This window comes from Streptomyces sp. enrichment culture (genome assembly GCF_964272855.1).
Taxonomy (GTDB): Bacteria; Actinomycetota; Actinomycetes; order Streptomycetales; family Streptomycetaceae; genus Streptomyces.
Genome location: NZ_OZ186847.1, coordinates 7,767,956 through 7,788,951, shown reverse-complemented (window position 1 = coordinate 7,788,951; position 20,996 = coordinate 7,767,956). Strand labels below are relative to the sequence as shown.

Here is a 20,996-nt window from a genome sequence, read left to right as displayed (position 1 = left end):
GCGTCATGCCCTGTCCGTGCCGTCACGCGACAGGGCACCCTCGCCGGAGGTCCCGTCCACGAGCACGCCGTGGTGCGCCGCGAGCGCGAGCAAGGCGACGTGCAACGGCTCGGTGTCCAGGACGGCACTCGGATCGAACCAGCGTGCGACGACGGTGCCGCTCGCCACCCTGAGCGTGAAGCGCGCCAGTTCGTCCGCGACCTCCGGTCGCTCGTTCAGCCCGAACACGGCGCTCAGCGCATCCCGGCACCAGGCCACCAGCGCGTCGCGGTAGTGGTGCACCTCGGCCACTGCCGCCGCGCCGGCGTCCTGCTGCACCAGGCCCAGCCCCAGCAGAAGCTTCACACCGCGCGGCTGGCACTGGAGGGCGTCCTGGACCTGCGCGAGGAAGACGTGCAGACGCTGCCCGGCATCGACCCCCGGCATCTCGGCCGGGGGCAGGGCCGCCAGCAGCGCGGTCCTCGCACGCTCCAGCACCGCGACATAGATCCCGTCCTTGCTGCCGAAGTGCCAGTAGATGGAGCTGGCCGGCAGACCGCAGTCGGCGGAGATCATGGAGATGGAGGTGGCGGCGTAGCCGTGCCGCGACATCAGCTCGCCGGCGCTGTCGAGAATGGCGTCGCGGGACCGTGCGCCGCGGTCCTGGGCCGGTGCCTGCGTCATACAGCCGACTCTAGGCGAGACCCGGTGTCCGCTCAGCCCTGTGCGAGGCCCGTTCGAGTCTCGGGGTCCCCGCAGCGGACGGCGACGGCCGCGATGTCGTCGTCGAGTCTTCCGCCGCTGTAGCGGAGCAGGTCCTGGTGGAGCCGGTCCAGCAGCTCTCGGGGCGCCGTCGGGCCGAGTTGCCTCATCCACTCCGGCAGCGGGAAGAACGTACCGGTACGGTCCCGGGTCTCCGTCACGCCGTCGGTGTAGATCAGCATCTGGTCGCCCGAGGTGAAGGCGACGGTGTCGACGTTGTAGTCGGCTCCGAGGAGCGCCGCCAGGTTGAGGGGCGGCGAGGGAGCGCTGGGCTCGAGGACGCGGATCTCCCCGCTCTGCACCAGCAGTGGCGGGGGGTGCCCGCAGTTGAGGATTCTCACCACCCCGCCGCCGTACTGGATCTCGGCGATCAGAGCGGTGGCGAAGTGCTCGGGCTGGTCCGGGTCGAGCATCGCCAGGCTGTAGCGGCCCAGGCTGGTCTCCAGGCGGCGGATGACGCCCTTCAGGTCGGGCTGGTCGTACGCGTTCTCCCTGAAGCAGTTGATCACCGCCGAGGCGGCCCCCACCGCCGACAACCCCTTGCCGCGCACGTCACCGATGAGCAGCCGGACCCCGTACGGCGTGTCGGCCACCTCGTAGAAGTCGCCCCCGATCCGGGCCTGCTCCTGGGCCGCCAGGTACAGCGACTCGATCTCGACGTCCTGGACCCGGCGCGGCAGGGGACGCAGCAGCACCTTCTGAGCCGCGTCCGCGACGAGCCGGACCTGGAAGAGGTCCTCCTCCCGCTGGAGCCGGAGACGGCTCGTGTACGCGGCCGCCAAGGTGACCGCGACGATCGCGGCCGCCGTGTAGGGCGTTCCCAGATCGGAGTAGAACTGGCTGAGCACGATCATGACGAGCAGACAGAACGCCCCCAGCAGCATCGTGGGCACCACCGGCCACATCGCGGCGGCGAGGGCGGGTGCGGCGGGCAGGAGACGGCTGAAGGCGATCTCCCTGGGGGTGGCGAAGGCCAGGCCGGAGATGAGGAGGGTGAGGATCAGGGGCGACAGCGCTACGGCCTCGCGTCGGCCACGGTACGGGGCGCGGTGACGCCGAGGCCGTCCTGTCCTGATCACAAAAGTATCCTATCGGGGCATAACGAGCTTCGTTCCGTGAGAGGGCGCGCGCCAGCGTCAGCTCCCCCGAGTGGTGCTATCAAGGGTGTATGGAGGTATTTTCCGGGCGCTCTCGGAGCCCGGAACGTCATCCGCCTGTCGGACGTTCTCGCGAAGGCCGCGCCTCGCTGCTGAACCTGCGCAGTGCGGCCGGTCAGGTGTTTCTGCTCCAGATCGTCATCGTGGTCCTGCTGGTCGCGGCGGCGGTGGTGGGCATGGTGCTCCAGGCGGCGAGTGACGCTCTGCAGCAAGGGCGCCGGGAGTCGGTCGTCGCGGCCCAGACGTTCGCGAACGCCCCGGGCACGGCCGCGGCGCTGCAGAGCCCGGACCCGTCGGCGGTGCTCCAGCCGCGGGCCGAGGAGGCACGCAAGCGCGCGGGCATGGACTTCATCGTCGCCATGAACACGGAGGGGATTCGCTACACGTACCCGTACCCCCAGGAGATCGGGAAGAAGTTCGTCGGCACCATCGAACCGGCGCTGCAGGGCCGTACCGTCGTCGAGCAGGCCGGCGGTCCGCCGCTGCCCGTGGGCAGGGGGACGAACGTGCAGGCGGTGGTCCCGGTGACCGACTCGCGTGGCGAGGTGGTCGGCCTGGTCTCCGCCGGGCTCATGGTCACGAACGTGACGGAACTGTGGCTGCCGCAGCTGCCGATCATCCTGGGCAGCGGCGCCGCCGCGCTCGCGCTGGCCATCGCGGGAACCACGCTGGTGACCCGGCGGCTGCGGCGGCAGACCCGCGGCCTGGCCCCGGTCGAGCTGGCGCGGCTGTACGAGCACCACGACGCGGTCCTGCACGCGGTGCGCGAAGGGGTGCTGATCACCGGTCCCGACGGGCGGCTGCTGCTGGCGAACGACGAGGCGACGCGACTGCTCGGACTGCCGGAGCAGGTGCAGGGGTGCCCGGTGCGGGAGCTGGGACTGCCGGAGCCGGTCCTGCGCCTGCTGTCGTCGCCGGACGCGGTCACCGACGAGGTGCACAAAGTGGGGAACCGGATGCTGGCGGTGAACAAGCGGCCGACGTACCCGCACGACGACCGGGGCGGCTCCGTGGTGACGCTGCGGGACACCACGGAGCTGGCGGTGGTCTCGGGGCGGGCCGAGGTCGCGCGCGAGCGGCTGAAGCTGCTGTACGAAGCCGGGGTGGGCATCGGGACGACGCTGGACGTGGAGCGTACGGCCCAGGAGCTGGCCGACGTGGCGGCGCGGCAGTTCGCCGACCTGGTGACGGTGGATCTGCTCGACGCGGTGCTGCGCGGATGGGAGCCGACGGCGGAGGGCTGGCGGCATCTGCGCCGGGCGGCGATCGGCGGCGACCACCCGATGGTGCCGGTGTATCAACTGGGCGAGGTGATCACGTTCTCGGTCCGCACCCCGCAGATGCGGACGCTGCAGGAGGGGCGGGGCATGCTGGAGACGGACCTGTCGCAGGCACAAGGCTGGCGGGAACAGGATCCGGAGCGCGCCCGGAAGGCCCTGGAGTGCGGGCTGCGGTCGCTCGTGACGGTGCCGCTGCGGGCGCGGAACGTGGCGCTGGGCGTGGCGAACTTCTACCGGACGGCGGACTCCCCGACGTTCGAGCCGGAAGACCTCGTCTTCGCGGAGGAGCTGGCCGTCCGGGCGGCGGTGGCCCTCGACAACGCCCGGCGGTTCACCCGGGAGCACGCGATGGCGGTGACACTGCAGCGCAGCCTGCTGCCGCGCGGGCAGCCGGATCAGGACGCGCTGGAGGTGTCCTGGCGGTATCTGCCCGCGGAGGCGGGGGTGGGCGGGGACTGGTTCGACGTCATCCCGCTGCCCGGGGCTCGCGTGGCCCTGGTGATGGGTGACGTCGTCGGGCACGGCCTGCACGCGGCGGCGACGATGGGCCGGCTGCGCACCGCGGTGCACAATTTCTCCACCCTCGACCTGCCCGTGGACGAGGTGCTCGGGAACCTGGACGACCTGGTCGTCCGTATGGACAACGAGGAGGGCGCGGACGACGCCGCAAACGGCCACGAGGGGCAGGGCGTGACCGGCGCGGCCTGTCTCTATGCCGTCTACGACCCGGTGGCGGGGTCCTGCACGATGGCCCGTGCGGGACACCCGGAGCCGATGGTGCTGCTCCCGGACGGGACGGTCACCTGTCCCGGGGTCCCGGCCTCGGCGCCCCTGGGTCTGGGCGGCTACCCCTTCGAGACCGCCGAGTTCACCCTGCCGGAGGGCTCACAGCTGGTGCTGTACACCGACGGCCTGGTGGAGGACCGCGCCCAGGACATCGACGTGGGGATGGAGAGGTTGCGCCGGGCGCTGGACGGCTTCGGGGACCGCAGTCCGGAGGAGACGTGTCAGGCGGTGATGGACGCGCTGCAGCCCTCGCACTCCTTCGACGACATCGCGCTGCTCACGGCACGCACCCGGATCTACCCGCCCTCGCGCGTGGCCGAGTGGGACGTGCCGCCGGACCCGGCGCTGGTGCCCTCGGTGCGGGCGCGCTGCAGGGAGACCCTGGCGCAGTGGGGGCTGGAGGAGACCGGATACGCCACGGAGCTGATCGTCAGCGAGCTGGTCACCAACGCGATCCGGTACGGCTCGCCGCCGATCGGCGTGCGGCTGCTGCACGGACGCTGCCTGACCTGCGAGGTGTCGGACGGCAGCGGCACCTCGCCGCGCCTGCGGCGGGCAGCGACCACGGACGAGGGCGGACGGGGGCTGTTCCTGGTGGCGCAGTTCGCCCAGCGATGGGGGACGCGGCACACGCCCCGCGGCAAGGTCATCTGGGCGGAACAGTTCCTTCAGGACGGCACTTCCGGCGCCTCACACCCCGCACCGGTCAGCTTCCTCCTCGACCAGTTCGACCTCGACCAGTTCGACCTCGATTAGTTCGACCTCGATTAGTTCGAGCGCGTCCCCGCCTCGGCCGTGCGTCAGGACTTCAGCTCGCCCGGGCCGCCGTCCGTGACGACGTGCAGGCCGTCTCCCATGACCGCCGCCGCCAGCACCTTGAGGCCGAGGGCCTCAGCCGCGGCCGTCACTCCGGGGGCCCGGCCTCGCCGGAGCCGGCGAGACCTTCTCCCCCGGCCTTCCCGTCGTCCACCGGCACCAAGGCGAGGCCACCGGGCCCAGCCGAAGGCCGAACACCTCGACTTGGACCGACACGCCCTTGAACGGTCCCAGCGTGGCGTTGTCCGCCACGATGTCCACCTGTTCCAGCCGTTCTCCGGTCAGGGCGGCCAGAGCCCAGCCGTCGTGCTGCCGGACCGTGGTGTCGGCCCCGACGAGGCCCGGGTCCTTGCGGATCTGCTCCGCCAGAGCCTCCCGGGCCATCCACTCGGCCGCCCCGCCCATCACGGCCAGACACAGGCCGACGATCATGACGACGCCTATCGGGTGTTCAGTCACAACCGATCTCAGCCGGACACTGTGTCGCGAGCGCTCGCGGACGGATACGGGTAACCCCGCCGTAGCGGGGGTTACCCGTATTTGGGATGCGAATCTCCGGGGTGCGAAGACCGACGTCACGCGAGGGCGCCCAGGAGCACCCCGACGAACCCTCCGGTGATGAGGAACGGGCCGAACGGGATCACCGTCTTGCGGTCGGCGCGGCGCGCCAGCATGAGGCCCGCGCCGTACAGCGCGCCGAACAGGAACGCGGCGAAGGTGCCGATCAGCAGGATCTCCCAGCCGTACCAGCCGAGGACCGCGCCGAGCGCGGGGGCGAGTTTCACATCGCCGAAGCCGAAGCCGCCGGGGTTGATCCAGAACAGCGCGAAGTAGCAAGCGCCGAGGGTGAGGGAACCCAGCAGCGCGGTCTTCCAGCTGCCGTCGGCACCAGGCAGCAGCGCGACTCCTCCGAGCCCGATGAGCGCGGACGCCGCGAGCGGCAGGGTCACCACGTCGGGCAACCGGTGAACCGCGATGTCCACGGTGGCGAGCAGAACGGCGCTGGGTGCCAGCAGCAGCCACACCAGCAGTTCGGGACGGGCCCCGGTGGCGGCCCCCAGCAGGGCGCACACGACGACCATCACCGCCGCGACGGTGGACGTACGCGGTCCGAACCTGTCCCCGTCGGCGCAGCGGGCCCGCCCCAGCCACCCGTCCCCGATCCCGGTGAACGGGTGTCCCTCCGGGCAGGTCTTCCGCCAGGGCTCCTCCGGCGTCACCGAAAGCCGGTAGGCGGCACGCGGTATGAGCAGGCCGGTCCCGACACCCCACAGAACGGCCACCGCGATGATCCAGAACGTCTCCACGACACGGAGCCTAGGGGGTGTCTCGTCGATCAGGCCGGATCAGGGAGCGGCGTCTGGTGCCGTGCATCGCAAGGCGGAGGAGGGAGCCGATGCGGAGCGATGGGGATGCCCCCGCGGGAGCTCGTTCGAGTGTGGGGGAGAGTGACGACAACGCGACGAGGCGCGGCACGTGAGCAGGGCGTTGTCAGTGGTGAAAGCGGGTCTGGGAGCGAAAGGTGCGGCGGTAGGTGTCCGGTGGGACGCCCACCGTGCGGGCGAAGTGGCGGCGCAGGGTGGTGGCGGTGCCCATGCCCGTGGCCGTGGCGATGGTATCGACGGTGTCGTCGGTGGTCTCCAGCAGCTCCTGCGCGTAGCGGATGCGCTGGGTGTGGAGCCACTGCAGCGGGGTGGTGCCGGTCACCTGCTTGAAGTGGCGGCCCAGGTGGCGTGAGCTCATCTGCGCCTGGCGGGCCAGGTCCTCGACGGTGAGGGGCTCGTTCAGCCGCCCCATCACCCAGGGGAAGAGGTCCGCGAGCGGATGGTTGCCCGGCTCGGGGACGGGGGTGGCGATGAACTGGGCCTGGCCGCCGTCCCGGTGGGGTGGTACGACCAGGCGCCGGGCGATCTTGTTGGCGATGGACGAGCCGTGGTCGAGGCGTACCAGGTGCAGGCACAGGTCCATGGCGGCGGCCTTGCCGGCGGAGGTGAGCACGCTGCCGTTGTCGACGTAGAGGACGTCCGGGTCCACCGTGACCTTCGGGTGGCGCCTGGCCAGTTCCCGGGTGTGGGCCCAGTGCGTGGTGGCGCGCTTGCCGTCCAGCAGTCCGGCGGCGGCCAGGACGAAGGCGCCCGTGCACAGGGAGGCCACGCGCGCGCCCGCCTCGTGGGCTGCGCGTACCGCGTCGACGAGTTCGGCCGGCGGGTCCTGGTCGGTGTCGGCCCAGCCCGGGACGATCACGGTGTCGGCGAGGGCCAGGTGGTCGAGCCCGTGGTCGGGTTCCAGGTGAAAGCGGCCGAGTCGTACGGGGCTCGGTCCGCAGAGCGAAAAGCGGTACCAGGGGTCCACTATGTGGGTCAGGTCGGCGCCGAACACTTCGCATGCCAGGGAAAGTTCGAGGTGCAGCATGCCATCGGTGATGGCCAACGCGACGGTGGGCATGTCCGGAAGTGTATGGGTCATGTCGTTGCAGACACTCGTGTGGGGGTGTTGCTCCGCGTCAGGATCTCCGTGACAGAGCGCCGCGGGTCGACAGGGATCGGCGGCGGGTCGTCCAGGCACAGACGAGTGCGGACGAGTACGGGCGAGTACGGGGAGCGGGCGTATGGGATCGGGCCAGACAGTGGTGGTGTTCGGAGCGTACGGACACACCGGGCGGTTCGTCGTGGCGGAGCTGGTCGAGCGCGGGTTCGTCCCGGTGCTGTCCGGCCGCGATGCGGGCAAACTGGAGGCGCTGGCCTCCGGGGCCGGGCTGGAGGCCCGTACGGCGTCGGTCGACGACCCGGACTCGCTCGACCGTGCGCTGGCCGGCACCGCAGCCGTGATCAACTGTGCCGGACCGTTCGCCTCTACGACGGCTCCCGTGATCGAGGCCGCCCTGCGGGCCGGGATCCCGTACCTGGATGTGGCGGCCGAACTCGAGGCCAACATCGACACCTTCGCGCACTTCGCCGACCGGGCACGGGAGGCAGGCGCGGTGATCGTTCCGGCGATGGCCTTCTTCGGCGGTCTGGGCGACCTGCTGGCCACCGCGGCCATGGGTGACTGGGCCAAGGCCGACGAGGCACACATCGCCTACGGCCTGAGCAGCTGGCACCCCACCGCCGGGACACGGCGTTCGGGTGCGGTCTCGCGGGAACGACGCGGCGAGCGGCGCCTGCGCTTCGCGAACGGCCAGTGGGAGTACCGCACCGACGCCCCGCCGACCCTCGAGTGGCGCTTCCCCGAACCGATGGGTCCCCAGCCGGTGATCGGGGAGTTCACGATGGCCGACGCGGTGACCGTGTCCAGCCACCTGTCCATCCCGGACGTGACCACCTATATGACGGTCCGGGCCGTACGTGACATCGCGTCCCCGGACACGCCGACCCCGATCGCGGCCGACGAGAACGGGCGGTCCGACCAGACCTTCCTCATCGACGCGGTCGTGCGCTCGGGCGGCACCGAACGCCGCGCGACAGCCCACGGCCAGGACATCTACGCCGTCACGGCCCCTCTCGTCGTGGAGGCCCTCGACCGCGTTCTCACCGGCCGCACCCGCACGGTCGGCGTCGCCGCCGCAGGCGAGATGTTCGACGGCCCGGACTTTCTGCGCGCGCTGTCCCCGCACGTCACCCTGGAACTGCTCCCGTAGCGATCCGGTCCAGCGATCCGGTCGCCCTGACCTCGCCGCGAGGGGCTGTGCGATCTCACGGCCCGGGACGGCGGGCTGTGACTGATCCTGGGAGCCGGACGCACGACGCGCCGGGCACGGCTGCGAACGGAAGCGACGGGCGTTGTCCGACTGTCAGGCCGCGTTCGCGAGTTTCTGGCGTACGACGATCGCGTTGAGCTGTACGGCGAAGGGTGCGGTGTCGGCGACGCCCAGGGTCCCCACACGGTCCTTGCCGAGGCCCACGGTGACGTCGGCGCAGAAGGCGACACCGTACAGGTACGCGCCGGCTTCCATGTCCTGGAGTGCGAAGAACAGATCGCGGTAGTAGCTGGTGCGGTCCGGCTGCTCCTCGTAGTAGGCCAGCCCTGGTTCGCCCTCCTGCGCGGCGAGACCGGTGAACGCGTCCACGAGGTCGCGTTCGATGGTGTCCCAGAACGACGCCTGAGCCGCCTCCGCGGGGAGCGCCTGACGGACCGCCTCCTTGAGGGAGAGCACCATGACCACGAGCGGTGCCTCCTCCTGCAGCTTCCAACCGCGGATCACCTTGACGGTGTCGCTGTCGGGGAGCACGGCGGCGGCATCGCGTATGCGCGCGAAGTCGTAATTGACTGTGGCGGGTGCGATCGCCTCCTGGAAGGCGCTCCTGAGGGCCTCCGCTTGGGCCTGGTGCGCCTCGTCCACCACGGTGACTGTTCTGAAGCAGGCTGCCAACTCATCCTCCTTAAACATTTTGTTGAATGGATGAGGCGTCAGTATGCCGTGACCGCGCCCGGCACGCGACCACGCCGGCCGCTTCTCAAGCCCACACCACTTTGACCACGGCGTGCCCCGCCGAAGCCGCCCGCCCGTAGAACCCCCGCAGGCCCCTGTGATGGTTGAGGAACTCCAGCCTGGCCTGCGCCTCGTCCCAGCCGCCCAGCTTGGCACCGGCGCGCTTCCACAAGTCGTCGAAGGAGACAGCCGCAAGGAAGTCCGCGGCCCGTGACACCCCAGGCGGCTCCAGAATCATCATGGGCGGGTCGGAGGGGTCGGCGTCGGCGCTGTGCGGCACGGGGCGGCCGCCGTAGATCGGCAGTGTCCATGCCTTGTCGGCGTCGGCGCGTGCGTGCGCGTGCGCGTGTGCGTCGAGGTCATCGGCTACGGCGTAGAGGTCGTTGACGGAGTTCCAGACCTTGTCGATCGAGCCGGCGATACCCGCTGCGACCTCGTCGGGGTGGTTGTCCCAAGCCTCGGACATGAACGCCGCGAGCCAGGTGTGGTCGTCGCGGACCTCGGACTCCGCGACGGCGCGAAAGTGCAGGTGGATGCTCATGTTCTACTCCTCCGGCTCCCGGACGCGGAGCAAGGTCGAGGTAGCGGTGGGGGGGCGTCGTGCCGGGTGCGGCGGCGACCGCTGCACGGAAGGCGGTCGACCGTTCGCCGATCATGCGCAGCAGGTCGGGGAACTCCGGAGTCTTCGGCACCCCGGATGTCTGTCACCGTGTTCCGGCAACCGGACAGCGGGTTCTCATGGCCGACGCGGCGGGCGCGCGGCACGTCAGGCGAGGTAGTCAGCGCGCCCTTCGTCATCGAGTTCGAAAGGGCCCTCGGGGATGACGCAGAACTCGTTGCCTTCGGGGTCGGCCATCACCAGGAACCCGCCGGCGGCGTACTCCTCCAACCGGCACCCACCCAGCGCCTCGACACGCTGCTGTTCGGCGGCCGGGTCGGGTGAGGTGATGTCGAAGTGCATACGGTTCTTGGCCGACTTGGGCTCGCCGGTCCGCTGAAAGCCCAGCCCCAGGCCGTTCTCGCGCCGCAGCCATACGTACGGTCCCATGCGGCCGACGACCGGCCTGCCGAGCAGCTCGGACCAGAACGCGGCAAGCCGTTCGGGGTCAGCGGCATCGACGATGAGGGCATTGATCTGCATAGGTGCGTACGCCATGCCTTGATCCTCTCAGAGCGTGATCCCCTCAGGGCACCCAGGACCACTCGGCTTCCCGGTCCGGAGCGCCGCATCCGCATCGACCCCGAAACGTGATCCACCGCCTACTTACAGCCATGCCGACCAGTCGGTATGGTGCGCCGCTGAGCCACTCCCCGTTCATCTCCACGGATCCGAGCCGTAGTGGAAGGCCAGTCGATGACATACCCCGACGAGAACCGGTATCCGCCATCAGCGTCACCGGGTTGGTCCCTGACGCACACCGATCGTTCGTCATACGGATACGACGTCCCTCCCGGGTACGCCCCGGACGGTCGCTCCCCCTGGCACGAGCCGTACGCGCAGAACGAGCCGTACGCGCACGAGACTCATCGGCACAGCGCCGACCTCGCCGCCCTCCGCTCGGCCTACCGCCTCCTTCGCCGGACCTCCACGCTCGCGGCACTCGGCTCCTTCGTGGTGTACATCGTGCTGTCCTGCGCCGCCCCGGGCCTGATGGGGTCCGAGATCGCCGGGGAGCTGAGCCTGGGCATGGCCCTGGGCGTCCTCCAACTCGTCGTGACCTTCGCGGCGGTCTTCTGGTACGGACGCAGCGCGCAACGGTCGGTGGATCCGCTGGCCCGCGCCGTGAGGGAGCAGGCGGTCGCCGCCGGCGGGAACACCGGTGCGGCGAGATGAACGACTTCAGCTCCGGGACGCAGGCCACCGTCCTTCTCCTGTTCACCGTGCTGGTCACCCTCACGCTGCTGATGTGCGTGATGGCGGGCCCGGACCGCGACGACCTGGCCAACTTCTACACCGGCTACCGCTCGCTCACCCCGTTCAAGAACGGCCTGGCCATCGCGGGCGACTACATCTCCGCGGCCACCGTGCTGAGCACCACCGGCATCGTCGCGCTCACCGGATACGACGGCTACGTCCTCGCGGTCAGCACCGCCTTGTCCCTGGTGCTGCTGATGTTCCTGCTGGCCGAACCCTTGCGCAACGCCGGCCGGTTCACCATGGGTGACGTCCTGGCCCGCAACATGCCCGGGCGGGCCGTGCGTGTCGCCGCCTGCGTGGTGACGCTTTCGGCGACAGTGCCCTTCCTGGTCGTACAGCTCTCCGGGGCCGGGTCGCTGCTCACCTTCATCCTGGACCTCCCGCACCTGGCGGGCGCCAGGACGGGCAGCATCGTCATCGTCGGCAGCCTGATGATCATTTACGCGGCGCTCGGCGGCATGAGAGGCACCGCGCTCGTCCAGATGGTCAAGATCGTGTTTCTGCTCGCCACCAGCCTCGCCGTCGCCGCCCTGGTCCTGAACCGTTTCGACTGGAGCCCCAGCGCCGTGCTCAGGGCCGCCCAGCAGGGCAGCGGCGCGGGCCCCGCCTTCCTCCAGCAAGGCCTTCAACTGGGCACCTCGGCCGGTGAGCGGCTGGACTTCATCGGGTTCCAGATCACCGTGGTCCTCGGTGTGGCCTGCCTGCCCCACATCACCATGCGTCTGTACTCGGCGCAGGACGTGCCCGCCGTACGTCGCTCCATGTCCTGGGCGGTCGCCACGGTCACCACGTTCTGCCTGCTCGTGATCGTCATGGGGACGGGTGCGGCAGCGCTGGTGGGGTCGCAGTCCATCATCGCGGCCGACCCGGAAGGCAGGACGTCGATGCTCATGCTGTCGCAGATGCTCGGCGGAGCACCCGGCTCCACGGGCACGACGATTCTCTACTCGGCCGTGGCGGGCATGGTGTTCATCACCCTGCTGTCCTCGGTCGCGGGAATGACCCTGGCCGCGGCCTCGTCGCTCGCCCATGACCTGTTCGCCCACGTGAGACGGCGGGGGCAGGCGGATCCGCGCACGGAGATGACGGTGGCGGCGTGGACGAGCGTGGCCGTGGGAATCGTCGCCATCGGGCTCGCCACCCTGGTCCAGAACTGGGACGTCGGCGTGCTGACCACTCTGGCCATCTGCATCGGGGCATCGGCGGTGGCACCGGCGCTCACCTACTCCCTGTTCTGGCGGGGGTTCACGCGCACCGGCCTGGTCGCCACCCTCTACGGCGGCGCGGCCTGCGCGCTGGTGCTGATGGTCTTCTCCGAGGCCGTCTCGGGCACGCCGTCCGCCCTCTTCCCGGACGCCGACTTCCACTGGTTCCCCATGCAGTCCACCGGACTGGTCTCCATCCCGTTCGGCTACCTGGCGGGCTGGCTGGGCAGCCGTCTGGACCACCGGCGCCGCACCGCCGACAGCGTCGAGACCCGGCGGCTGTATGAGGAGAGCGAGGCACGGCTGCTCGCCGCAGCCGAGTGAGCCGTCTCGGTCGGGCGGTCGGCGCCCGTTGTCCGGTGACGGTGACGGTGCCGGTGCGTCAGGTGCGTCAGGTGCGTCAGGTGCGTCAGGTGCGTCAGGTGCGTCAGGTGCGTCAGGCGAACATGCCGGCCAGTGGTTGCTCGGTCCACACGATCTTGCCCTCGCGGGTGTACCGGGTGCCCCAGCGTTCGGTCATCTGGGCCACCAGGAACAAGCCGCGCCCGCCCTCGTCGGTGGTGCGGGCGCGGCGCAGGTGGGGTGAGGTGTGGCTGGCGTCGCCGACCTCGCACACCAGGCACCGTTCACGGATCAGCCGCAGGGTCGCGGGACCGCCGGCGTAGCGGTAGACGTTGGTGACCAGTTCGCTGGCGATCAACGCGGTGCTGAACGCCAAGTGCTCCAGTCCCCATTCGGTCAGCTTCGCGGAGGTCAGGTCCCGGGCCCGAGCGGCGCTGGCAGGCTCCAGCGGCAGACACCAGGAGGCGACATCGTCCGGTTGCAGCATGCGCGTACGGGCGATCAGCAGGGCGACGTCGTCGCTGGGGCGCGATGGCACGAGCGAGTCGACCACCGCCTGGCATGTGCGTTCCAGCGCGTCGGTGGGGCGGGTGAGCGCTGCGCGCAACTTGGTCAGGCCGGCGTCTGCATCGATGTGACGTTCGCCGATCAGTCCGTTGGTGTAGAGGCACAGCAAGCTTCCCTCGGCCAGTTCGACGTCCCGTGCCTCGAACGGCAGGCCGCCCAGGCCGAGCGGTGGGCCGGCGGGCAGGTCCAGCAGAGACACCTGTCCGTCCGGCGCGGTCACCACGGGCGGCGGGTGGCCGGCGCGGGCCATGGAGCACCGCCCGGAGACCGGGTCGTACACGGCGTACAGGCAGGTGGCGCCGACGACCTGCTCGCCCACGGGCGGTTCGCCGACTGCCTCCTGTTCGGCCGCCAGGAGGTTGACCAGGTCGTCGAGACGGGACAGGACCTCGTCCGGCTCCAGGTCGAGGCTGGCGAGCGTGTGTACGGCGGTACGCAGCCGCCCCATGGTGGCGGCTGCGTGGATGCCGCGTCCCACCACGTCGCCCACGACGAGGGCGACCCGGGCACCGGACAGGGGAATGACGTCGAACCAGTCGCCGCCCAGGCCGGAGGCCGCGCTGGCCGGCAGGTACCGCAGGGCCACCTCGACGGCCGACTGGTCCGGCACTTCCCGCAGCAGAAGGCTGCTCTGCAGGGTGAGCGCGGTCTGCTGCTGCTGGGTGAAGCGCCGGGCGTTGTCGATGGCGACGGCGGCGCGCGCGGCGAGTTCCTGGGCGAGGGTGAGATCGTCCGCCTCGAAGGGATCGGGACGGCGCGAACGCCACAGGGTCATCACTCCGAGCACCAGGCCACGGGCGGCGACAGGGACCACGATCAACGAGTGAGCGCCCAGCTCCGGAGCACGGGCCCCCTGGTGCCCTTCGGCGGAGAACCAGTCGGGCGGGAGCACCGCTTCCAGGACGGGCCGTCCTTCGGTCAGGCATCTGGCCTGGGGAGTGTCAGGCGCGAACTCCACCGGCTCGGGGTGGGGCGGGACGGCTTGGGCACCGATGCCGCTGGTTCCCACGCGTACCACCGGCCCTGCCAGGGGCCGCGCCAGTTCCTCACCGCGCGTCACCGGCTGGAGCAGGTCCACTGACGCGTGGTCGGCGAGGTGCGGCACCATCACCTCGGCGAGTTCCCGGGCCGTCTCGGCCACGTCGAGGGTGGTGCCGATACGGCCGCCGGCCTCGTCGAGGAGCGCGAGCCGGCGCTGGGCGCGATGACGTTCGGTGATGTCCTCGATCATCTCGGCGACACCCAGGATGCGGCCGGAGGGATCCTCCATCGGGAAGGACGAGACCAGCGCGACCCGCTCGCGTGCCGGATCCTGCTCCAGGCGAGTGAACTGCTCGGAGTAGATCAACGGCTTTCGGGTCTCCATCACCTGGCGCACACGGTCCACGGCCTTGCGCGCGTCGTCAGGGAGGAGGAAACAGCCGGTGGGCAGCCCCCGGAAGTCCGCTGCCGGGACGCCGCTGAAGCGTTCGATGGCCCGGTTGACCCGGAGAAGTCTCAGGTCGGGGCCGTGGACGACCAGGCCGATCGGGCACCGGCGGTACAAGCCGTCGAGAACCGCGCGGTCCCTTTGCCACTCCAGGACGTCATCCGCGAGCGCCCCGGCGAGCAACCACTCGCGGACCCGGCCGTCGCGCCAGAGCGCGTGGGCCCTGAGACCCACTTCCACGAGCCGGCCGTCGCGGTGCCGCACGTTGAGCACCCCGAACCAGCCGCCGGCTCTCCTGGCGCCCGCCGCGGCCTCTCGGACAGCCGGCAGATCGCCAGGATCCACAAGGACGCCGAGTGCCGAACGACCGATCACGTCGGTGTCAGGATGACCGAGCAGTTCCTGGGCCCGCCGGTTCCATCCGACCACGACGCCCCGGTCGTCGAGAACCGCCAGGGCGGCGAGGTGCTGGGCGAACGGATCGTCGTGGCTTTCGCTGAGCTCCGTCATCCGCTTCTCCACCGCTGGACACCACCTTGTCCTCGGTCGCCGATGTCCTGCCTCAGGTCCCGTGACGCCCGGGGACCGGCGCAGCGGCGTCCGGTCGGCTCAGGCGTTCCCCGAAGCACGCTGACCTGCTGCTGCCATGCAAGCCTATTGAATCCGGTGGCGCCGCGGTCTCGCCCACGGAGTGGCACGGCGTGGCGGGCATCGCGCTTCCGACACCGGAAGGCCTGGGGGACGTCTCGCCGATCATGCCGGGCTCGCGGCGTCTGGCGCCGCGCCTCGTCGCGTTGTCGTCGGTCCCCGATTCCCCCAAGCTCTCGGCTCCGCTCGAGCACCCCCATCGCATCGGCTCCCTCCTCCGCCTTGCGACGCACGGCACCAGGCGCCGCTCCCTGATCCGGCCTGATCGACGAGACACCCCCCAGGGCGGTCCGGCCGCCGGGTCAGCGGTGGCCGGGGAACCGGAGGGCGTTCGCCCAGAGGCGGGTGACCGTGGACACCAGTTCCTCGAAGTCCACAGGCGTGGCCCCTTCCTGCCGTTCGCCGAGCACGAAGGCGTTGTAGGCCATGACGCTGACCATGCCCGACAGCGCTCGGGAGGCCATCATCGGATCGACCCCACGGTCTGCGACACCTCGCGCCTGCAGTTCGGCGATGCCGCGGGCATTGCGGCGGATGAACGCGTCGGCGCGCCGGCTCCGGAACTCGCGGAAGTCCGGCTCCACTTGCGCGACCTGCTCGAGCAGGCCCATCAGCTTCGCGTTCCTTCTGTATGCCTCCAGATACGCGCGATTGCTCGCTTCGAGGACCGCACAGGGATCGTCGGCATCCTGCACCCGGCCCATGCCGGGGTGCATCATGTCCTCCTGCGCCTCCAGGAGGACGGCGGCAAGCACCTCTTCCTTGTTGGCGAAGTAGGTGTAGAAGGATCCTGCCGCGCATCGAGCCTCTTTGGTGATGTCGGTCAGGCGGGTGTCGAGGTAGCCGTCCCGTTCGAACACCTTCAGCGCGGCTTGCACCAATGCGGCCCGTGTCCGTGCTCCACGCTTCGTCGCAGGCGGCTCACGAAGCTGCGAGAGGGGTGCCATGGGCGGCGCCTGCTCGCTGTCGATCTCCTCGGGCCCGGTGGTCTCCATCCAGGGCACTTTACTTGAATGCGACACCATGTTCATGCCGTCGCTCGGGGTGCGCGGTCAAGCGCCGATCCCGAAGCGTTCGGCGGGTTGGCGGCGGGTGTCGGCGGCGCTGGTGTGCAGTACGCCCCCGATTCCGATCCGTGCCGCTCCGTCGAGGTTCTGCTGCAGATCGTCGCCCTTCCCGCCTACGCGCCTCTGGGTGACGCCGGCTGTGAGCGTCTCGCCGAACTCGCGAGCCCCTTCGGCCGCGCGGTCGTCGACGCCGGCCTCCTCAAGCTTGGCTGAGGCGGGCCCTTGTCGGAGCCCGTCGTGCCTCAGAAGGCCGAGTTGGCGAACCAGTGAGCCAGCAGGTCCTCGTCCCCGTCGTGAGCGAGGGCCTCTGCCTCGTAGGGCAGGCGGCCGTAAACGAGCAGGAGCAGATCGGCCGCGGTTCCCCGGACGGTCGCATCAGCGGTGTCCGAGGCCGGACGGGACGTGTCCAGGCCGAAGCCGTCGGGCCGCAGGCGGACCAGCCAGGCGTCGTCTCCGTCGGTCGTGCGGAAGCGGATGGTCCTGTCGGGGCCGCGCAGGTCGGCCACCTTGGGGGCGAAGAAGGTCGCGAAGGGCAGGTTGACCAGGAACTCGTCGATCCCGTCGACGGCGACCGGACGGTCGATGACGGGCCGGAGGCCGAGTGCGAGCTCGGCGTCGGCCCGGTGCAGCAAGGTCTCGAAGAGCATGCGGCGTGCCCAGAAGCGGGCGTGCTGGTCGACGCCCCACGCCCACATGGGAAAGTCCGGGTCGATGGCTGCGAAGGCGTCCGCGGCCACGGTCGCGCTCTCGGCCAGCCAGTCGGCGTATCCGTTCTGCTGTTCGGGGAGCCGCAGGTCCACCTCACGTGTGCGCGGGGGTTCCTGGATGCGCGCCCGCAGCAGGGCCGAGAACCATCGCTGGACACTGCCCGTGTGCTTGACGAGGTCGGCGAGCGTCCAGCCGGGGCAGCTGGGCACCGCGGTCGCCAGGTCGGCGTCCCTGACCGCTGCGACGAACCGGGCGGTCTCCGACGCGACCTCTCTGCGGTGATCGACCGGGGTGACAACGGATGCGGGCTCGGCGTGGTCGGCCGTGGTCATCGTGAGACATGCCTTTCGAAGAAGCTGCGGGGTCAGCCGGACGGCTGACCGAGGACGGCTCGAGGAGCAGGACACCCTGTACGCCTGCCGGAGCACCGGTGCACCGGCAGCCCGTGTCCGCCACGGACTGCCGGTGCGCCCCCTCAAACGCCGACGGGCTTGCCCGGGCCAGGCACGTGGCGGAAACGGAACGGCTCCGGGTCGCGTCCGGCCTGGATGAACCAGCACTCCCCGGTGCCGTCGCCGGTGACGATCCGCAGCACCGTGTCCGCCACGGCCTCGGCCGGGATGATCGGCATTTCCTGCTCGGAGAGCATGTCGCGCAGGTGGTCGATGATCCGTGACTCGGCGAACCCCGGGCAGACGGCGTTGAAGCGCACGTTGTGCGGCGCGAGAGCCGGTCCCAGGGAGCGTGCGAGTCCCACGACCGCGTGCTTGTTGGCCGCGTACAGCGGATCCAGCGGCACCGCCGCCAGCCCCGCCAGGGACGCGGTCGCGACGATCGCTCCTCCGCCGCGGGCCCGCAGCGCCGGCAGGACCGCGTGTGTGCCGAACACCACGCCGTCGAGGTTGGCGCCCATCGCACGGCGGTAGCGCGCCGGGTCGAAGTCCTCACCGATGCCGCATCCGGTCGCCACCCCCGCGTTGAGGAACGCGATGTCGACGCCGCCGTACTGCTGCTGGGCGAATTCCACCAGCGCACGGTTGGCCTCCAGGTCGGAGACGTCGCAGGCACGGAAATGGCCGTCGATCATCTCGGCCACCTCGCGGCCGCCCCGCGCGTCGAGGTCCGCGACCACGACGCGCGCGCCCGCCTTCGCCAGCGCCAGCGCCGTGGCCCGGCCCAGTCCGCTGGCGCCGCCGGTGACGATCGCCACCTTGTCCCGGAGCGCGGCCCCGCTCCCGGCGGCCGTCATGCCAGCTCCAGGACGAGCTTGCCGACGTTCTCGCCGCGGAAGAGCATCTGCAGCGTGTCGGGGAAGTCGTCGACGGTCCCCCTGACCACGTGTTCCTTGACCTTGATGCGGCCGGCGCCGATCCAGGCGGCGATCTCCCGGGCGGCCTGCGCGTAGCGCTCGGCGTAGTCGAAGACGACGAAGCCCTCCATGCGGGCGCGACGCACCAGCAGCGAGAGGTAGTTCGAGGGGCCCTTGACCGAAGTGTCGCTGTTGTACTGGCTGATGGCACCGCACACCACGACGCGCGCGTGCATCGCCAGCCGGGTCAGGGCCGCGTCGAGGATGTCGCCCCCCACGTTGTCGAAGTAGACGTCGATGCCGTCGGGGGCGTGGTGGCGCAGCGCCTTCCTGACGTCCTCGGCGCGGTAGTCGATCGCCGCGTCGAATCCCAGTTCGCCGGTGAGCAGCGCGCACTTCTCCGGCCCTCCGGCGATGCCCACGACCCGGCAGCCCTTGGCCTTCGCGATCTGACCCGCGATGGTGCCGACGGCGCCGGCCGCTCCCGACACCACTACGGTCTCGCCGTCCTTCAGCGCCCCGACGTCCAGCAGGCCGAAGTAGGCGGTCATGCCGGGCATGCCCAGCGCGCCCAGATACGTCGAGGGCGGGGCGAGGGACGTGTCGATCTTCATGGCGCCCTTGCCGTCGGAGACCACGTACTCCTGGACGCCGAACGTTCCGACCACGTGATCACCCGGCTGGAAGCCGGGGTGGTTCGACGCGGTCACCTCGACGACCGATCCGGCGCGCATCACCTCACCGATGCCCACCGGCGGCAGGTAGGAGGGACGGTCGTCCAGCCAGCCCCGCATCGCCGGGTCCAGGGAGATCACACGTGTCCGGCCCGCGAACCGGCCCGGGCCCGGTTCATCGACGGAACCCGCACCGTGCTCCCAGTCCTGGGGTTTGACTTCGCCCACGGGGCGGGCTGCCAGACGGATCTGGCGGTTGGTCGCAGACATCGCGCCTCCTGTCGTCGCGGCTCTCCGCGAGGATACCGACCAGTAGGTACGCCCGATGCCGTGATATTGACCACACACCGCGCTCCACTTCGGACACCGCTGCCGCAACGCCTCACCTCGGGGGCACTCCCGGTCAACGAGCCCGGAAGAAGCGCTTGTTGGCGATCAACCCCGGGAAGAAACTTCTACAGCATCGTAGATTATCGTGCGTAACCAGCAGGCCGGCAGCGGCCGGCCTGCACCACCTGGGAAAGGGCCTACCTGATGTTCGGCTTGAGCGAGTTCGCCGTGATCCTCATCGTCGTGATCGTGGTCCTCGCGATCAAAAGGCTGCCCGAACTGACTCGCTCAGCCGGCAAGGCCGCCCGGATCCTCAAGAGCGAGACCAAGGCACTGAAGGAGCAGGACTCCCCCAAGGGAGCCGCAGGCTCCGGCACCGTGGTCACCGGCACCGTGATCGATCGGGAGGAACCGCCGTCTCGAAGCTGACGGGAGTGAGGGATTTCCGTCCCGCGAGGGCGGACCGCACCCCCACCCGCGCCCCGACCCCCTATGCTTCTACGCGCTTGTAGAATGGGTGGTCCGCGGCATCACCCCTCGGCGACGCACGCACGTATAAGGAGTGGACGCCACAATGGTGTTCAAACGACTGCTCGGCTCGCTCGGCGTAGGCGGCCCCACCGTCGACACGGTCCTCGACCCGGGACCGGTCCAGCCCGGCGGCACGCTCTCCGGCCAGGTCCACCTCAAGGGCGGCAACGCCGACTTCGACATCGAGCACATCACGCTGGAGCTGGTGGCCCGGGTCGAGGCCGAGTACGACGACGGGGAGAGCGAGGGCGTCGTCGCCTTCGAGCGCTACACCGTCGGCGGCGGCTTCCGGCTCACCGGGGGCGAGCAGCGCAGTGTGCCGTTCAGCGTGACCCTGCCGTGGGAGACCCCGATCACCGAGCTGTACGGCCAGCCGCTGGGCATCGTCCTCGGTGTGCGCACGGAGCTGTCGGTGGCCGGCGCCAAGGGCAAGGGGGACCTGGACCCGCTGACCGTCGGCCCGCTGCCCGCCCAGGAGGCGATCCTCGAAGCGCTCGGCCGGCTCGGCTTCGGCTTCAAGTCCGCCGACCTGGAGTACGGACGCATCGGCGGCACGGGACAGCGGCTGCCCTTCTACCAGGAGATCGAGATCACCCCGTCGCCGCGGTACGCGCACCAGGTGAACGAGATCGAGGTGACCTTCCTCGCGGGCCCCGGCGGCCTGGAGGTCGTCCTGGAGGCCGACAAGCGCGGCGGCTTCCTCACCTCGGGCCACGACGCGCTCACCCGCTTCACCGTCGGCCATCACGACGCCCGCGACTGGAACACCGAAGTCGACGGCTGGATCCGTCAACTGGTCGAGCACCGGGCCTCGTACGGCGTTCACGGCGACCCGCACGCCGGCCACGGGCACTACGGACACGACGGGCACGACGACCACCGGTCCGGGCCCGGCATGGGGACGGCCGTCGCCGCGGGCGCCGCCGGGCTGGCGGTGGGCGTCGTCGGCGGCATGGTCGCGGCCGAAGTGGTCGACGAGGTCGGGGACTTCTTCGAGGGCGACGAGGACGAGGGCTGAGCGATCGCCCTCGGCGGGAACCATCGCGCCAACTTCTACGT

Annotated in this window: 20 protein-coding genes; 7 read left to right on the top strand and 13 right to left on the bottom strand. The window is 70.5% G+C overall.

Annotated features, from left to right (window positions below):
- Positions 1-3 precede the first annotated feature (3 nt).
- Together ACSU6L_RS34705 and ACSU6L_RS34700 are read right to left on the bottom strand one after the other, a co-directional pair.
- Entirely contained in the window at positions 4-663 is a 660-nt protein-coding gene (locus ACSU6L_RS34705) for a TetR/AcrR family transcriptional regulator (protein WP_437063364.1), read from the bottom strand.
- Between the two features lie 32 nt (positions 664-695).
- Positions 696-1,820, bottom strand: coding sequence for a PP2C family protein-serine/threonine phosphatase (locus ACSU6L_RS34700; RefSeq protein WP_437063362.1), 1,125 nt, complete (start codon positions 1,818-1,820; stop codon positions 696-698).
- An 89-nt stretch (positions 1,821-1,909) separates the two neighbouring features.
- On the opposite strand from ACSU6L_RS34700, the gene ACSU6L_RS34695 reads away from it, so the two are divergent.
- Positions 1,910-4,720, top strand: coding sequence for a SpoIIE family protein phosphatase (locus tag ACSU6L_RS34695; RefSeq protein ID WP_437063360.1), 2,811 nt, complete (start codon positions 1,910-1,912; stop codon positions 4,718-4,720).
- A gap of 135 nt (positions 4,721-4,855) precedes the next feature.
- On the opposite strand, the gene ACSU6L_RS34690 is transcribed toward ACSU6L_RS34695, so the two are convergent.
- The 3 genes from ACSU6L_RS34690 to ACSU6L_RS34680 form a co-directional block, all read right to left on the bottom strand.
- Positions 4,856-5,239 (bottom strand): hypothetical protein, encoded by a 384-nt coding sequence (locus tag ACSU6L_RS34690; protein ID WP_437063358.1) that lies wholly within the window; start codon positions 5,237-5,239, stop codon positions 4,856-4,858.
- Positions 5,240-5,355: 116 nt separating this feature from the next.
- A complete protein-coding gene (locus ACSU6L_RS34685; protein WP_437063356.1) occupies positions 5,356-6,087 on the bottom strand; it encodes a prepilin peptidase in 732 nt (243 codons plus the stop codon).
- A 184-nt stretch (positions 6,088-6,271) separates the two neighbouring features.
- Entirely contained in the window at positions 6,272-7,225 is a 954-nt protein-coding gene (locus tag ACSU6L_RS34680) for a helix-turn-helix domain-containing protein (protein ID WP_437052210.1), read from the bottom strand.
- Positions 7,226-7,388: 163 nt separating this feature from the next.
- Here ACSU6L_RS34680 and ACSU6L_RS34675 point away from each other — a divergent pair, with 163 nt between their 5' ends.
- Entirely contained in the window at positions 7,389-8,417 is a 1,029-nt protein-coding gene (locus ACSU6L_RS34675; RefSeq protein ID WP_437052211.1) for a saccharopine dehydrogenase family protein, read from the top strand.
- A gap of 153 nt (positions 8,418-8,570) precedes the next feature.
- Here ACSU6L_RS34675 and ACSU6L_RS34670 read toward each other — a convergent pair whose 3' ends face one another.
- From ACSU6L_RS34670 to ACSU6L_RS34660, 3 genes are all read right to left on the bottom strand, one after another.
- On the bottom strand, positions 8,571-9,149 hold the full coding sequence (locus ACSU6L_RS34670) for a Type-2Aa cytolytic delta-endotoxin (RefSeq protein WP_437063354.1): 579 nt from the start codon (positions 9,147-9,149) through the stop codon (positions 8,571-8,573).
- Between the two features lie 85 nt (positions 9,150-9,234).
- Positions 9,235-9,750, bottom strand: coding sequence for a DUF1877 family protein (locus ACSU6L_RS34665; RefSeq protein ID WP_437052213.1), 516 nt, complete (start codon positions 9,748-9,750; stop codon positions 9,235-9,237).
- A gap of 225 nt (positions 9,751-9,975) precedes the next feature.
- Complete coding sequence (locus ACSU6L_RS34660; protein ID WP_437052215.1) at positions 9,976-10,365, bottom strand: VOC family protein; 390 nt, start codon at positions 10,363-10,365, stop codon at positions 9,976-9,978.
- 198 nt (positions 10,366-10,563) lie between these two features.
- On the opposite strand from ACSU6L_RS34660, the gene ACSU6L_RS34655 reads away from it, so the two are divergent.
- Positions 10,564-11,043, top strand: a complete 480-nt coding sequence (locus tag ACSU6L_RS34655; RefSeq protein WP_437063352.1) for a DUF485 domain-containing protein — start codon at positions 10,564-10,566, stop codon at positions 11,041-11,043.
- Positions 11,040-12,656: a cation acetate symporter gene (locus ACSU6L_RS34650; protein WP_437063351.1), complete on the top strand. Its 1,617-nt coding sequence runs from the start codon at positions 11,040-11,042 to the stop codon at positions 12,654-12,656. The genes ACSU6L_RS34655 and ACSU6L_RS34650 overlap by 4 nt, the downstream gene beginning before the upstream one ends.
- A gap of 112 nt (positions 12,657-12,768) precedes the next feature.
- Here the strand turns inward: ACSU6L_RS34650 and ACSU6L_RS34645 are convergent, their stop codons facing one another.
- Together ACSU6L_RS34645 and ACSU6L_RS34640 are read right to left on the bottom strand one after the other, a co-directional pair.
- Positions 12,769-15,180: a SpoIIE family protein phosphatase gene (locus tag ACSU6L_RS34645; RefSeq protein ID WP_437063349.1), complete on the bottom strand. Its 2,412-nt coding sequence runs from the start codon at positions 15,178-15,180 to the stop codon at positions 12,769-12,771.
- Between the two features lie 440 nt (positions 15,181-15,620).
- Positions 15,621-16,313, bottom strand: coding sequence for a TetR/AcrR family transcriptional regulator (locus tag ACSU6L_RS34640; protein WP_437052221.1), 693 nt, complete (start codon positions 16,311-16,313; stop codon positions 15,621-15,623).
- Between the two features lie 18 nt (positions 16,314-16,331).
- Here ACSU6L_RS34640 and ACSU6L_RS34635 point away from each other — a divergent pair, with 18 nt between their 5' ends.
- Positions 16,332-16,598 carry a hypothetical protein gene (locus ACSU6L_RS34635; protein WP_437052223.1) on the top strand — a complete coding sequence of 89 codons (267 nt, stop codon included), beginning with the start codon at positions 16,332-16,334 and terminating at the stop codon, positions 16,596-16,598.
- Between the two features lie 29 nt (positions 16,599-16,627).
- Here ACSU6L_RS34635 and ACSU6L_RS34630 read toward each other — a convergent pair whose 3' ends face one another.
- From ACSU6L_RS34630 to ACSU6L_RS34620, 3 genes are all read right to left on the bottom strand, one after another.
- Positions 16,628-17,425, bottom strand: coding sequence for a maleylpyruvate isomerase family mycothiol-dependent enzyme (locus ACSU6L_RS34630; protein WP_437063347.1), 798 nt, complete (start codon positions 17,423-17,425; stop codon positions 16,628-16,630).
- 143 nt (positions 17,426-17,568) lie between these two features.
- A complete protein-coding gene (locus tag ACSU6L_RS34625) occupies positions 17,569-18,342 on the bottom strand; it encodes an SDR family oxidoreductase (RefSeq protein WP_437063345.1) in 774 nt (257 codons plus the stop codon).
- The gene (locus ACSU6L_RS34620; RefSeq protein WP_437063343.1) at positions 18,339-19,346 is read right to left on the bottom strand and encodes an NADP-dependent oxidoreductase; all 1,008 of its coding nucleotides are present in this window, start codon (positions 19,344-19,346) and stop codon (positions 18,339-18,341) included. The genes ACSU6L_RS34625 and ACSU6L_RS34620 overlap by 4 nt, the downstream gene beginning before the upstream one ends.
- Before the next feature lie 264 nt (positions 19,347-19,610).
- On the opposite strand from ACSU6L_RS34620, the gene ACSU6L_RS34615 reads away from it, so the two are divergent.
- Together ACSU6L_RS34615 and ACSU6L_RS34610 are read left to right on the top strand one after the other, a co-directional pair.
- Positions 19,611-19,835 carry a twin-arginine translocase TatA/TatE family subunit gene (locus ACSU6L_RS34615; RefSeq protein ID WP_437063341.1) on the top strand — a complete coding sequence of 75 codons (225 nt, stop codon included), beginning with the start codon at positions 19,611-19,613 and terminating at the stop codon, positions 19,833-19,835.
- Between the two features lie 145 nt (positions 19,836-19,980).
- Positions 19,981-20,955, top strand: a complete 975-nt coding sequence (locus ACSU6L_RS34610; RefSeq protein ID WP_437063339.1) for a sporulation protein — start codon at positions 19,981-19,983, stop codon at positions 20,953-20,955.
- Positions 20,956-20,996 lie beyond the last annotated feature (41 nt).

Excerpts from the sequence above, each read along its gene's own strand:
- ACSU6L_RS34650 (WP_437063351.1), top strand. The coding sequence starts at position 11,040 with ATGAACGACTTCAGCTCCGGGACGCAGGCCACCGTCCTTCTCCTGTTC.
- ACSU6L_RS34610 (WP_437063339.1), top strand. The coding sequence starts at position 19,981 with ATGGTGTTCAAACGACTGCTCGGCTCGCTCGGCGTAGGCGGCCCCACC.
- ACSU6L_RS34660 (WP_437052215.1), bottom strand. The coding sequence starts at position 10,365 with ATGGCGTACGCACCTATGCAGATCAATGCCCTCATCGTCGATGCCGCT.
- ACSU6L_RS34635 (WP_437052223.1), top strand. The coding sequence starts at position 16,332 with ATGCGACACCATGTTCATGCCGTCGCTCGGGGTGCGCGGTCAAGCGCC.
- ACSU6L_RS34655 (WP_437063352.1), top strand. The coding sequence starts at position 10,564 with ATGACATACCCCGACGAGAACCGGTATCCGCCATCAGCGTCACCGGGT.
- ACSU6L_RS34705 (WP_437063364.1), bottom strand. The coding sequence starts at position 663 with ATGACGCAGGCACCGGCCCAGGACCGCGGCGCACGGTCCCGCGACGCC.
- ACSU6L_RS34645 (WP_437063349.1), bottom strand. The coding sequence starts at position 15,180 with ATGACGGAGCTCAGCGAAAGCCACGACGATCCGTTCGCCCAGCACCTC.
- ACSU6L_RS34620 (WP_437063343.1), bottom strand. The coding sequence starts at position 19,346 with ATGTCTGCGACCAACCGCCAGATCCGTCTGGCAGCCCGCCCCGTGGGC.
- ACSU6L_RS34625 (WP_437063345.1), bottom strand. The coding sequence starts at position 18,342 with ATGACGGCCGCCGGGAGCGGGGCCGCGCTCCGGGACAAGGTGGCGATC.
- ACSU6L_RS34695 (WP_437063360.1), top strand. The coding sequence starts at position 1,910 with ATGGAGGTATTTTCCGGGCGCTCTCGGAGCCCGGAACGTCATCCGCCT.
- ACSU6L_RS34665 (WP_437052213.1), bottom strand. The coding sequence starts at position 9,750 with ATGAGCATCCACCTGCACTTTCGCGCCGTCGCGGAGTCCGAGGTCCGC.
- ACSU6L_RS34615 (WP_437063341.1), top strand. The coding sequence starts at position 19,611 with ATGTTCGGCTTGAGCGAGTTCGCCGTGATCCTCATCGTCGTGATCGTG.
- ACSU6L_RS34675 (WP_437052211.1), top strand. The coding sequence starts at position 7,389 with ATGGGATCGGGCCAGACAGTGGTGGTGTTCGGAGCGTACGGACACACC.
- ACSU6L_RS34680 (WP_437052210.1), bottom strand. The coding sequence starts at position 7,225 with ATGCCCACCGTCGCGTTGGCCATCACCGATGGCATGCTGCACCTCGAA.
- ACSU6L_RS34640 (WP_437052221.1), bottom strand. The coding sequence starts at position 16,313 with ATGGAGACCACCGGGCCCGAGGAGATCGACAGCGAGCAGGCGCCGCCC.
- ACSU6L_RS34630 (WP_437063347.1), bottom strand. The coding sequence starts at position 17,425 with ATGACCACGGCCGACCACGCCGAGCCCGCATCCGTTGTCACCCCGGTC.